Source organism: Asaia siamensis (assembly GCF_014635085.1).
Lineage (GTDB): Bacteria > Pseudomonadota > Alphaproteobacteria > Acetobacterales > Acetobacteraceae > Asaia > Asaia siamensis.
Genome location: NZ_BMCH01000005.1, coordinates 165,246 through 177,945 on the forward strand (window position 1 = coordinate 165,246; position 12,700 = coordinate 177,945).

The following is a 12,700-nucleotide window of genomic DNA, read 5'->3' on the forward strand; positions in this document are numbered from 1 at the left end:
CAACGAGGGGTGAGGGAGGGATGCAACCGCCTCGCCTCGTCGTCAAGTCAGGCGAGGATCAGAGCGCAGCCCCGTGCCACTCGAAAGGCCCGTTGGAAATGCCGGCAACGCGGGCATGAGTATCCGCCGGAATGGCCTGCTGACGCAGAAGCGGCAGCAGAATCTCGCTTACATTCCGGTAAGGCGCCCGGTGGCTGGGGGCGGTCAGGATGACGTCGTACAGGCCAAGCTTGCGGTAATCATTCAGGCGAAGCGCGATTTCCTGGGGTGTGCCGATCAGGGCCGAGGCGGCAATCTGCGATGGCAGTCCTTCTGCGATCAGTGTTTCTGCGTCGTCCCAGGCTTCTTCCGTGTTTTCGCTGAGAACAATATCGAGAGCGACAACGGAACGGGGCGGATGATCGGCGATCTGCGACGGAAGGCAATGTTCGTAAAGCGCCATGGTCTCGGCGACACTGCCATCGGGGCGCAGGCGCTCGATCCCGGCATCGCTCCTGCACAGAAGGTTGTGACGCGTGGCACCAAGGCGCAGCCAGTCGAGGTCAGCCTGATCGATGAGCAGGTTCGACCCGGGCGGGATCTGTGACAGGCAGGCTTCGATTTCCTCTCGACCCATACCCAGACACGACCAGATCAGACGCAGATGGCGTGAAGCGGCGGGGGTGTCATAGGGCGCAATGAACATGGATCTCGAATTCCTGCGTCTTCTCGATAGACGCATCGGCATGAAATTTTACGGGAGAAAACCGGAGGTTTCCCGTGCCGCAGAGGCGCGGACCCTCTATAACAACGGGCATGATGATCCGGTTCCATAAGATGCAGGGCCTCGGTAATGACTTCGTCATCATCGACAGGCGCCACGGGCCTTTCGAGGCAACATTACATACTATGTCGCAGATCTGTGACAGGCGCTTTGGCGTTGGCTGCGATCAGCTCGTGTTGCTCGATCCCCCCGATCTCGAGGGCGCCGATGTGAAGGTGCGGTTTTTCAATCCTGACGGGTCCGAGGCCGGCGCCTGCGGCAATGCCTCACGCTGTGTGGCAGCCCTGGTCGGTGGCGCACCGGTGCTTCAGACCCGTGCCGGTCTGCTGCCGAGTTTCGTGACGGCAGAGGGCGAGATCGGTGTCGATATGGGGCGCCCCGTGCTCGACTGGCAGAATGTGCCGCTGGCACGGGAGATGGAAACACTCGAGCTGCCTCTGCCCGGCGGCCCGGCGGCCTGTTCCATGGGCAACCCCCATGCGACGTTCTTCGACGGTGTGGAGCGCGCCGGGCGCGATGGCGCCGCCCTTGAGCGTGATCCGCTTTTTCCCGAGCGGGCCAATATCGGTTGTGTCGATATCCTGTCGCGTAATGCTATCACACTACGCGTCTGGGAACGTGGCGCCGGGCTGACCCTCGCCTGCGGGTCCGGGGCCTGTGCGGCAGTCGTCAATGGCGTGCGTCGCGGTTTGCTCGACCGGCAGTGCAAGGTGACCATGGATGGCGGCAGCCTGCATATCCATTGGCGGGAGGCAGATGATCATGTGCTGATGATCGGCCCCGCCACCCATGTTTTCGAAGGCCAGTTCCCCGTATGAGCGGTGCGGAGCTTCTGACCTTCGGCTGTCGTCTCAACCTGCATGAAAGCGAACGCATGCAGGCCCTGACCGGACATCTGGACGATGTAGTGGTGGTCAATACCTGCGCCGTCACGACAAGTGCGGAGCGCCAGGCGCGTCAGGCTATCAGACGCGCGCATCGTGAAGACCCCTCGCGTCGTATCGTCGTGACAGGCTGCGCTGCCCAGATTGCGCCGCAGAACTGGCGCAGCCTGCCGGGTGTGGCTCAGGTAATGGGCAATGCCGAAAAGCTCGATGCGGCCAGCTGGTCGGAGCACGCCCTCAAACAGGAAAGCAGGGTTGCCGATATTCTCTCGGCCCCGCCTGCGCCGGCATCGCCCGTTGCCGAGACCGGTGGCCATGTGCGGGCCCTGCTTCAGGTGCAGCAGGGCTGCGATCATCGCTGCACTTTCTGCATTATTCCCTATGGGCGCGGGGCGTCGCGCTCGGTGCCGGTTGCGGATGTTATCGCTCGTGCGCGCCAGCTCGTCGCGGCAGGACATCATGAGATCGTCCTGACAGGGGTGGATATCGCTTCGTGGGGGCGCGACCTTGATGGCACACCCGCACTGGGCACGCTTTGTCGCGCTGTGCTTGAGGCCGTACCCGATCTGCCACGCCTGCGCCTGTCCTCTCTCGATCCGGCTTCCGTCGATCGTGATCTGTGGTTCCTTCTGGCTGAAGAGCCGCGCTTTCTGCCTCATCTGCATCTGTCGCTGCAGGCAGCAAGTGACATGGTGCTCAAGCGCATGAAGCGGCGGCATTCTGTACGCGATGCGGCCGCTCTGATCGAAAAAGCCCGGGTGTTGCGCCCTGATATCGCGATCGGGGCCGATCTGATTGCCGGTTTCCCTACCGAGACCGAGGCGCAGGCGCAGGAGACGCTCGATTTCGTCACGCGTTACAAACTGCCTTACCTGCATGTCTTTCCCTATAGTGAACGCCCTGGTACGCCAGCCGCGCGCATGCCGAGCGTTCCAAACGCGCAGCGTCAGGCGCGGGCTGCGGCCCTGCGTGAGGCGGGAGAGGCCAATCGCCTTGCTTACTGGCAGGGCATGGTCGGGCGTGATCTCGATGTTCTGATGGAAGGTGCAGAGCGTGGGCACTCGGCCCATTTCGTGCCGGTGCGCCTCTCAAAAGGGCGGGCCGAACGTGGCACGCGTCTTGCGCTGAGGGCCCATACCCTTGACGAAGCCGGGCTGGTAGCAGAGATCAACTGACATGGCTGGATTTTTCTCACGTCTCAAACAGGGGCTGACGCGTTCGACGCAGAAGCTCAATGCGGCTCTTACCCATCGCTATCTCGACGAGACGGCGCTGGAGGAACTCGAAGACGAGCTGATTGCTGCCGATCTGGGCCCCGCTGTTGCAGGGCGCGTGATCGAGGAGTTTCGTAACTCGCGCTTCGGGCGCAATGTCACGACCGAGGAAATCCAGGAAGCACTGGCGACCGAAATTGCCCGCGTGCTCGAGCCCGTGGCTCAGCCTTTCGAACTCAAGACCGAACACAAGCCGCATGTCGTGCTGGTTGTGGGCGTCAATGGCGTGGGCAAGACTACGACAATCGGCAAGATGGCCAAGTGGTTCCGCGATCAGGGGCGCTCGGTCATGATGGTGGCGGGCGACACCTTCCGTGCTGCGGCTGTCGAGCAATTGCAGGTCTGGGGTGAGCGTACGGGCGCACCTGTTATCGCTGGCAAGCCGGGCGGCGATGCGGCAGGGCTTGCCTATGAGGGCATCAAGCAGGCTCGCGAGGCTGGCACAGACTTGCTTTTCGTCGATACGGCGGGACGCCTGCACAACAAGGGCGCTCTCATGGAAGAGCTCGCCAAGATCATCCGTGTGATGAAGAAATTCGACGAGACGGCACCCCATTCGGTCCTGCTGGTGCTCGATGCCACCACAGGGCAGAACGCCATGGAGCAGGTGCGTGTCTTCCGCGAACTCGTCAATGTAACAGGGCTCATTGTAACAAAGCTCGATGGCTCGGCCCGTGGTGGCATTGTGGTGGCCCTCGCTGATGCCTTCAAGCTGCCGGTGCATCTGGTTGGCGTTGGCGAGCAGGTCGAGGATCTGCGGCCGTTCTCGGCGCAGGACTATGCCCGTGGGCTGGTGGGCGGTTCAGGGGCTGATCTGACCAGTCATCTGGTCGAGGATTCGTCAGACTAACCTGCGGAAATCCGCCAGATAACCTTGCTCGTACAGAGGATTCAAAAGGCGTCAGAATCGGTTTCTGACGCCTTTGATGTATCCGGAGGTCGGGGGTGTTCCACGACCGCCGAGGCGGTCGAGAGCCCTATGAACGGCGTATTATTATTGTTACTGAAGTCAGGAATCGTGTCTTTTTCGCAACGAGAAAACGTCGCGAAAGCGGATCAATATCGATAAATTAACGAAAATGCGTTGTTTCAAAATATTTTTAAAGTTCGATACATTCTAGACATATTTCGTCGCACTTCTCTAACGCTCGTTATGCCAGCGTTACGTTTCGATTGATTGTCGTTACGTATGGAGCGTGTGACCTATGGCGTTGAGCCTGCGCAGATCTTTTCTTTTGACATTTACGGCAATAGCCGGGCTTTCGACTTCCGCAGCTATGGCAGCAACCGTTCCGGTTGATGCGACAGCGACCAAGAAGAAGACGCTGGTCAAGACCAAACCGGCTGCAGCCAAAGCCGAGACGATCATGGTTACCGGCTCGTATCTGCGTAGTTCGAACAACAGTTCGGCCAATCCGGTTCAGGTCATTACTGCAAAACAGATCCAGCAGACTTCGGCGACTTCGCTTGGGGATTACCTGCAGCGCCTGCCTTCCGTCGGTTCGTCTGGCACGCCCAATCAGCAGACCAACGGCGGCGGCGGTGTAAGCTGCACCGATATCCGCAATTTCGGTTCCAAGCGGGTTTTGATCCTGATTGACGGGAAGCGCACAGCGATCAACGCGGCCACGTCCTGCGTCGATCTGAATACGATCCCCATTGAGGAAATCGCCAGCGTCGAAATGCTCAAGGATGGCGGTTCGGAGCTTTATGGCGCAGATGCTGTGTCCGGCGTGATCAATATCAAGCTGCGTCATGATGTGACCAAGGCCACCATCACCATGCGTGGCGGTATTTCGCAGTACGGCGACGCCAAGACCGGTCTGCTTTCGGCCATGAAGGGGTTCAACTTCGATCACGGCCGAGGCAACGTAACTTTGTTCGGGCAGTACAACACGTCCGGCGGCATCATGAGTCAGGACCGCGCCTGGGCGGCCAATCCGCAGCAGACCAACCCTGTCAGCGGCACGCCCGTCTATGGCTCATCGATCGTGCCAGCAGGCCGTGTGACCAATCCGATAACGGGCGCCAACCTTGTCTCCAATGGTGATGGCACGTTCCATCGCTACAGCAACGCCGATCGTTATAATTTTGCCAAAGATACGATGGTGCAGAATTATAACCAGAACTCGGCACTGTCCGGTGATGCGCATTACGACGTCGACAGCCATTTCAAGCCGTATGCCAACGTGCGTTACAGCCATACGACCACGGCACGTCAAATGGCAGCTTCGCCGGTATCGGGTGGTATCAAGCCGTCTCCATTGCTCTCTTCGTGGACCATCCCTGCAGGTAGCCCTTATAATATCTGGGGCAAGGATGCAGTCATGTCGCGTCGCATGAACGATCTTGGCCCGCGCAAGATGGACTATGCTACTGATACCTGGACCGTTATTGGCGGAGCCAAGGGCAAGATCTGGCGCGGCTGGGAATATGACGCGTCCATGACCTATGGTCAGAGCCGTTGGACCGCCAACACACAGAATATGGGGAATTATCGTCATCTCTTGCAGATGACCGGTGTGCGTCAGCTTGACCCCACCAGCCCAAGCAGCAAAATTGTTTACGACCCAACGGTCTGCACCAGCCAGCCCGGCTGCGTATTGTCCAACCCCCTGGCACCACTCTCTCCCGAGGCTGCGGCCTATGGAAAATTCACCCAGCACGACCACGCTGAATACCAGTTGCGCGACTTCAACCTGCGCATCAATAACAGCGAGCTGGTCAAGATGCCCTACGAGCACGGTGGCAAGGTCGGTATTGCCTTCGGTATGGAGCATCGCAGCGAACAGCTGAGCAGCAAGCCTGATCCTATCGTGGTCAGCGGTGACTCGACGGGCAATGCCTCAAGCTATAGTGGCGGCGGCTTCAACGTGAATGAAGTCTATGCCGAAGGGCAGATTCCTCTGCTTCAAAACGCATTTCTCGCGAAGGATCTGACAATCGACGGCCAGGGCCGCTGGTCCGATTACAATACCTTTGGTTCCACCAAGAACTGGAAAGTGTCGATCAACTGGGCTCCGGTGCGCGATATCCGCTTCCGCGCAACGCTGGGTACGTCCTATCGTCAGCCCAACGTTTACGAGCTTTACGGTGGTCAAAGCCTTGGCTACCCCTCGGCCTATGATCCTTGCAGCGCTGTGTCGAGCTATGGCGCACAAGCGGCTGCGGTGCAGGCACGTTGTGCTGGCGAAGGCATCAACACAGCAAGTTTCGTGCCGCAGAACACCGGACAGGTGCCGACCATCTCTGGTGGCAACGCCAAGTTGCAGCCCGAAAGCGGTCGTACCTACACAATCGGTACAGTCGTAACGCCGCGCTGGGTGCCGGGTCTTTCGGCTTCCGTGACCTACTGGCATTACTCGCTGAACAATACGATTGGCACGCTGGGCACACAGTATATTCTTGATCAGTGCTATACTGGTGCAGATACAAGCAACTGCAGTGCCATTGCAGCGCGCTCATCGTCGCAGCAGCTGACCTCGGTCAATGCATTTTATCAGAACCTCGGTGGAATTCGTACAAGTGGTATCGATTTCGACCTCGACTATCACATGCGTCTGACGGCACATGACTCGCTGAATGTTTCCAACAACATGCAGCAGCTGGTCAGCTATCTACAGCAGAATGTGCCCAACGGCCAATGGTACAACTATACGGGTCGTCTGTTCTATGCTGGCGGCAGCGGTCAGCCGCGCGTGAGTGATTATGCGCAGGCAACCTGGCAGCATGACGATTTCAGCTTTACTTACATGATGCGCTATATCGGCGGCATGGTGTGGAATAATGGCGTGACAGATCTGACGGCAAAGACGTCCGGCCAGTACAAGACGCCTGGTATCTTCACCCACGATATCACGCTGGGCTATCGCCTGAACCGCTGGAACTTTGAAGCAGGTGTCAGCAACCTGTTCGACAAGAAGCCTCCTTTTGTGATGGATGCGGCGACAAATACCAACATCTATCAGTATGGCAGCCTTATCGTCGGCCGCTATGCCTTTGTGCAGGCTGGCGTAAGCTTCTGATTGCGAAGATTTTTCAATCCTGAGGCGCTCTCATGAGCGCCTCAGTCTGGTTGGGTCATTTATGACGTCAGGTGCGAGCGCAAGCGGACGCAGTACCGAGGCCTTGTCGACGTCCTAGTCAGGCGAGCAATGAATGTCATGACTCTGATCGTTTTCCGGCAGGTCAGCGATCCGGAAGGGCTCCTCTTGCAGGGGGCCTTTTTGTCTGTGGCGTAAAATTTGAGCTCATGTCCCCTCAATGAAGTGGGAAGATACGCAGGAATGAAGTGTGTTATTCACGCTTTAGTGATAGGCCGGTCCGGCGTTTCTCCGTTCGGGATATCATGACCTGTCTTTCGCAATCACGCCTCGCTGCGTCTGGCCGCTATTTCCTGCTGCTGGTCAGCGCTCTGCCCTTTCTCGCGGCGTTGTCATGCCATGCCCAGCAAACCCAGAGTGTGCAATCCGCTGGTGGCTTTGCGCCGGGCGCGCGTGCGTCGGCTTCAGCTAATGCGACGCTCGATAGTGTGGTGGGCAATCGCCCGTCTCCTGTCAAAAAAGCCCTCGGGCTGGGTGGCAGCGTCTATCGTGTCACCCCGCAAGCCGTCGTGATCGGCCCTGACGGGCGCGCGGTTTCAGGCGGGTGTCCGGCACCTTCTACCGTGACGACAGGGCAGTTTGTCGCAGGCGGTGCCCCTGCCGAACCCGCGCTGAGCGGGAGTGCGGGTGCCGGAACAGGGGCGACCAAAAGCGAAACGGTCATGATCGGTGTGAGTGACCAGCGCCCTGCTGGCGCAGCCGGGGCAGGGGCCTCACCCGTCCTGCGCCCTGCGGCCACGATGAATGCGTCTTTCGGGCCTTCAGGCGTTTATGTGCTGCCTGTTCCCTGCCGCGTCAGCGGAACCGACAAGCGTGCCATGATCCATGACGCGGCTGCGACACTGGCCTCTGCCGGTGGCAATGCCTTCGCACTGGCAGGCAATCGCGATGGAATGCGAGAAGCCAATCGGGTCACGCTGCTGAAGGATGGGGATATCGAACTGACGGTCGGACAGCCTGACCATGCCGAGCCAGGCCTGACCTCGCGCGCCCCAGATGGCGGCAGCAAAGCGCGATGAAACGTTTTCTCTTTTGCCTTGCTCTGGCGTTCTGGCCCCTCTGTGCGACGGCGCAATCACTCATCAAACCCGGCGCTGGCAGCGGTATGGCGGCGCTACCCGATCGGGCTGCGCCGGCGGTGAAAACACCCGGACTGGCGCCCAAAGCCCTGAAATCGACAGCGCAGGTGCTGCCGCTTTTGCGCGCTGTCGTGTTTCAACCTGCGGGCACGATCGCGAGCCAGACGGAGTTACGCGCGCTGAGCACAGAAGGGCTTCCTCTGCTTGCCGACCCCGCTTTTACCCGGATCATCATGCCGTTTATCGGCCATGCCCTGAGTTTTGGTGAGATGCAGATACTGGTCGATCGGGTGGTCGGCTATTACCGCATGAAAGCCCACGCCTTTGTGACGGTCAGCGTGCCGCCCCAGCGCGTGCACCAGGGTGTGTTGCATCTGGACGTGATGGAATATCGGGTGGGGACGATTCATGTCGTGGGCAATCGCTGGTTTTCGGCGCGCACCATCCGCAACCAGAGCGGTCTGGCGCCGGGGCAGACATTGTCGCTCGACTCGCTGCAAACCGATCTGAGCTGGCTCAACACCAACCCGTTTCGGACCGTTGATATGGTCTATCGCCCCGGTCAGACGTCTGGTCTTACCGATGTCGATCTGAAAGTGGCCGATCGCCTGCCTCTCTATGTTTATGGCGCCTATAACAACCAGCTCGATCCGACACTGGGGCGTCTCAACTGGGATCTTGGCATATCATGGGGCAATGGCTTCAATCTGGGGCATATCCTTACCTATCAGTTGCAGCGCAGCGTTTCAGGGCGCTTCACCGGGCATAATGCCAGTTGGGAAATACCCCTGACGTCACGTGATGCGTTGCTGATCTACGGCAATTATTCGGTCTCCTATCCTGTCGCCGATCAGCCCCTCACCAATAAAGGCGTGTCGGGTCAGGCCTCGCTGCGCTGGCTGCATATGCTGCCGCACTGGGCATTGGGGGCGCAATTCGGGCTTGATGGTACCGTGCAGGCCGGGTTCGACTGGAAATCGACCATCTCGGATCAGTTCAGCGCTGCGGTGCCGCTCATTCTGGCCAATGCCGAGACCAATCAGTTTGTGCTGGGTTTTATCGGGTCTCTGCAGGACCCGTGGGGCAAGACCGAGATCAATAACCAGATCGTCTATGGCCCTCCGGGTATCTCGGCCTATAACAAACGCGGCTGGTATGAGACGATCTTTCCTAACGCCAAGCCGAACTATGTCTATGACCGCCTGATGCTCAATCGTGCGCTTTCCTTGCCGGGAAAGTTCAAGGCAAACAGCAAATTGTCGTGGCAGGGTGCGACCCATAACCTGCTCTATAGCGAGCAGCTCATGATTGGAGGCATGGGCACGGTAAGGGGCTATTACGTCAATACGTCCTTCGGGAGTCGTGCCTTTACCTTCAGCGAAGAAATCACGACGCCGGGTTTTTCACTGGGCAAGACGATGGGGTTCGGTGCCCTTGAAGACAGCAATACAGCCGGAGCATTTTGGGACTGGGGCGATAATTCGCAGGTTCACCCTGCCGGAATTGGCCCGCGCGTTGTGACGCTGGCTAGCGTAGGGGCTGATCTGAACAGCAAGATCAACAGGGCACTCAACGTGACAGTCGATGCGGGCTGGCGTCTCAGACGTGCAGCAAGTCGTGGGAGCCGAGGGGTATTCTGCGACTTCAATCTGATCGCGGGGTTCTGAAAAAGCGTTTCGACGGATCAGTTCATCGGGATGGCAAGGGCGACACCTGCTGCCATCGACCCATGGCCACGCCTCTGGTCATTGGCTCCAGCACCGCCAGCGAGCGCATCGCCGACCTGATGGTGGTTGCGCTGGAAGAAATCAGCTCGCAGGCGCGCATCGTCATCGCTGTTGCGCGAAGAGGGGGCTTCCAGCTCGTCATCTGGCAGAGGTGCCTGACTGAAACCGTCCTTGCTTGCAGCAATGGGGGCTTTCACTGTCAGAGAGGCCTGACGGATAAGGGGTTCCTCGGCAGTAGCCGGCTCCAAGGAAAAGGAAGAGGCGGTATTCAGCCCAGAGCTGGCCGGGCTGGTGTGCCGGATAGCTGTATTACGGGTTGATGGGCTGTTGTCAGCAGCCTGTGCAGTATTCAGACCAATACTGGCAAGAACAGTAAGGACAAGGCAGGCGCGCAAGGAAGCGTTCCTTTTTTCCGGTTCAAGTGGAATTTCAGCAAGAACCGGAACTGCTGCCGGCTTCGAATACTGTATCCATTCGGGAAAAAGGAATGCAACCCTGACGAACCGATTGTATCACGCAGATACGAAACGTGATGCAACCGGCCCGTCTGATAAGCTCAGATCGGGAAGGCGTTATGCGCGGCGTCGGTCAGGACCGCGATCCCGGGCAGAAGCTTGCCTTCGAGCCATTCGAGGAAAGCGCCGCCTGCGGTCGAGACATAGCTCATCTTGTCGGCAGCATCGGCGTGACGCAGGGCAGAGACGGTGTCACCACCGCCAGCAATGGTCTTGAGCTTGCCAGCTTCGGTGAGGGCCGCGGCCTTCTGGGCAACGGCAACTGTCGCCTTGTCGAAGGGCTTGATCTCGAAGGCGCCCAGAGGGCCGTTCCAGACCAGGGTTTTCAGCCCTTCGAGCTTGGCTTCGATCAGGGCGACCGTCTTCGGGCCGGCATCGAGAATCATGGCATCATCAGGTACCTGATGAATGTCGCAGACTTCCGAAGGGGCACCTTCACGGAACTCGCGCGCGATCACCGCATCGACGGGCAGGATGATTTCGCACTTGCCGTCATTGGCTTGGGCGAGAATCTTGCGCGCCGTCTCGTGCATGTCGGCTTCCTGCAGCGACTTGCCGACAGAAACGCCCTGGGCGGCCAGGAAGGTGTTGGCCATGGCGCCGCCGATGAACAGCACGTCAACCTTGCCCAGCACGTTGCCGATGAGATCGAGCTTGGTCGAGATCTTCGCGCCACCGATCAGTGCACCGACCGGGCGTTCCGGCAGTTCGAGAGCGGCTGTCAGCGCGTTTAGTTCGGCTTCCATCAGACGGCCGGCAAAGGCAGGCAGATGATGGGCCAGGCCTTCGGTCGAGGCATGGGCACGATGGGCGGCAGAGAAGGCGTCATTCACATAGACGTCGCCAAGTTTGGCGAGCATGTCGGTGAAAGCCGGGTCGTTCTTCTCTTCACCAGCGTGAAAGCGCGTATTTTCAAGGACGCAGATCTCGCCGTCCTTGAGTTTGGCGACCGCCTCTTCCGCATTGGGGCCGACGCAGTCGGAGACGAAATAGACCTTATGCTGGATTTTCGATTCCAGCATTTCGGCGACAGGGGCGAGCGACATACTTGGCACGACCTGACCCTTGGGGCGGTCGAAATGGCTCAGAATGATCACGCGTGCGCCCTTGTCGGCGAGTTCGCAGATCGTGGGGATGACGCGATCGATACGCGTCGTGTCCGTGATGGCGCCATCACGAACCGGCACATTGAGGTCAGCGCGCAGAAGAACGCGCTTACCCTCAGGAGACAGGTCGTCGAGCGTATGGAAGCTGGCCATGCTCTTTTCTCCCGTTCTTGGTTTTCTTAGAGGCTGCCGAACAGGGCTGCCGTGTCGGACATGCGGTTCGAGAAGCCCCATTCATTGTCGTACCAGGCGCAGACGCGCACCAGCTTGCCGCCATTGATGACCGCCGTCTGGGTGGCATCGAAGGTGGACGACGTATAGGAATGGTTGAAATCGGTGCTGACCAGCGGCGCTTCGTTGTAGTCAAGCACGCCCTTCAGTTCGCCTGCAGCAGCAGCGCGCAGGGCGTCATTGACAGCCTGGGCCGAGGCGGGAGCGCGAGCCGGGATGAAGTCGAGCGAAACGACCGAGACATTCGGCGTCGGCACGCGGATGGAGGTGCCATCCAGACGGCCCTTGAGGTGCGGCAGAACCAGACCGATGGCCTTGGCCGCGCCCGTCGAGGTCGGGATCATGTTCAGCGCAGCAGCGCGGGCGCGGCGCGGGTCGCGGTGATGCGTGTCGACCGTGCGCTGGTCACCCGTATAGGAGTGGATCGTGACCATGTAGCCGCAATCGATGCCGAAGGCCTCGTCCAGCACCTTGGCGACAGGCGCCAGACAGTTGGTGGTGCAGGATGCGTTGGAAATGACCGTCATGTCCTTCGTCAGCATCGCGTTGTTCACGCCATAGACGATGGTGGCATCGACATCGGTGCCCGGTGCAGAGATCAGAACCTTGCGTGCGCCAGCGGTGATCAGAGCCGAAGCCTTCTCCTTGCTGGTGAACAGGCCGGTGCATTCCATGGCGACATCGACGCCTTCGAACGGCACCTTGGTGGGGTCACGCTCGGCAGACACGCGGATCGGCCCGTAGGTGCGGCCATTGGCTTCGATGATCAGGTTGTTGCCATCGACGCGTACCGTGCCCGGGAAACGGCCATGAACGCTGTCATAAGCCAGCAGATGGGCGTTTTCTTCAACTGAGCCGAGGTCGTTGATGGCGACCGGCACAACATCCGTACGTCCGCTTTCGATGATACCGCGCAGCACCAGACGTCCGATACGTCCAAAACCGTTGATTGCGATTTTCACAGCCATTGTAGTCTCCCGGCCAGTAGGCGGTTTCGTTATAAGAGGTGAAACCATAG

The 12,700-nt window shown here is 59.3% G+C and carries 10 protein-coding genes; 6 read left to right on the forward strand and 4 right to left on the reverse strand.

Annotated elements, in window-relative coordinates:
- Positions 1-58: 58 nt before the first annotated feature.
- Complete coding sequence (locus IEV53_RS10455) at positions 59-685, reverse strand: hypothetical protein (protein ID WP_188426728.1); 627 nt, start codon at positions 683-685, stop codon at positions 59-61.
- A gap of 110 nt (positions 686-795) precedes the next feature.
- Here IEV53_RS10455 and dapF point away from each other — a divergent pair, with 110 nt between their 5' ends.
- The 6 genes from dapF to IEV53_RS10485 all read left to right on the forward strand — a co-directional run bounded on the left by dapF (position 796) and on the right by IEV53_RS10485 (position 9,770).
- Positions 796-1,581 (forward strand): diaminopimelate epimerase, encoded by a 786-nt coding sequence (gene dapF, locus IEV53_RS10460; RefSeq protein WP_188426729.1) that lies wholly within the window; start codon positions 796-798, stop codon positions 1,579-1,581.
- Positions 1,578-2,822 carry a tRNA (N(6)-L-threonylcarbamoyladenosine(37)-C(2))-methylthiotransferase MtaB gene (gene mtaB, locus IEV53_RS10465; protein ID WP_188426730.1) on the forward strand — a complete coding sequence of 415 codons (1,245 nt, stop codon included), beginning with the start codon at positions 1,578-1,580 and terminating at the stop codon, positions 2,820-2,822. Before dapF ends, mtaB begins: the two co-directional genes overlap by 4 nt.
- 1 nt (position 2,823) lies before the next feature.
- Positions 2,824-3,771 (forward strand): signal recognition particle-docking protein FtsY, encoded by a 948-nt coding sequence (ftsY, locus tag IEV53_RS10470; protein ID WP_188426731.1) that lies wholly within the window; start codon positions 2,824-2,826, stop codon positions 3,769-3,771.
- 427 nt (positions 3,772-4,198) lie between these two features.
- The gene (locus IEV53_RS10475) at positions 4,199-6,946 is read left to right on the forward strand and encodes a TonB-dependent receptor domain-containing protein (RefSeq protein WP_371869861.1); all 2,748 of its coding nucleotides are present in this window, start codon (positions 4,199-4,201) and stop codon (positions 6,944-6,946) included.
- Between the two features lie 323 nt (positions 6,947-7,269).
- Positions 7,270-8,043 (forward strand): hypothetical protein, encoded by a 774-nt coding sequence (locus IEV53_RS10480; protein ID WP_188426733.1) that lies wholly within the window; start codon positions 7,270-7,272, stop codon positions 8,041-8,043.
- On the forward strand, positions 8,040-9,770 hold the full coding sequence (locus IEV53_RS10485) for a ShlB/FhaC/HecB family hemolysin secretion/activation protein (protein ID WP_188426734.1): 1,731 nt from the start codon (positions 8,040-8,042) through the stop codon (positions 9,768-9,770). Before IEV53_RS10480 ends, IEV53_RS10485 begins: the two co-directional genes overlap by 4 nt.
- A 17-nt stretch (positions 9,771-9,787) precedes the next feature.
- Here IEV53_RS10485 and IEV53_RS10490 read toward each other — a convergent pair whose 3' ends face one another.
- The 3 genes from IEV53_RS10490 to gap all read right to left on the reverse strand — a co-directional run bounded on the left by IEV53_RS10490 (position 9,788) and on the right by gap (position 12,650).
- Positions 9,788-10,225, reverse strand: coding sequence for a hypothetical protein (locus tag IEV53_RS10490; protein ID WP_188426735.1), 438 nt, complete (start codon positions 10,223-10,225; stop codon positions 9,788-9,790).
- A gap of 161 nt (positions 10,226-10,386) precedes the next feature.
- The gene (locus IEV53_RS10495) at positions 10,387-11,604 is read right to left on the reverse strand and encodes a phosphoglycerate kinase (protein WP_188426736.1); all 1,218 of its coding nucleotides are present in this window, start codon (positions 11,602-11,604) and stop codon (positions 10,387-10,389) included.
- A gap of 26 nt (positions 11,605-11,630) precedes the next feature.
- Positions 11,631-12,650, reverse strand: a complete 1,020-nt coding sequence (gap, locus tag IEV53_RS10500) for a type I glyceraldehyde-3-phosphate dehydrogenase (RefSeq protein WP_188426737.1) — start codon at positions 12,648-12,650, stop codon at positions 11,631-11,633.
- Between the last annotated feature and the right edge of the window lie 50 nt (positions 12,651-12,700).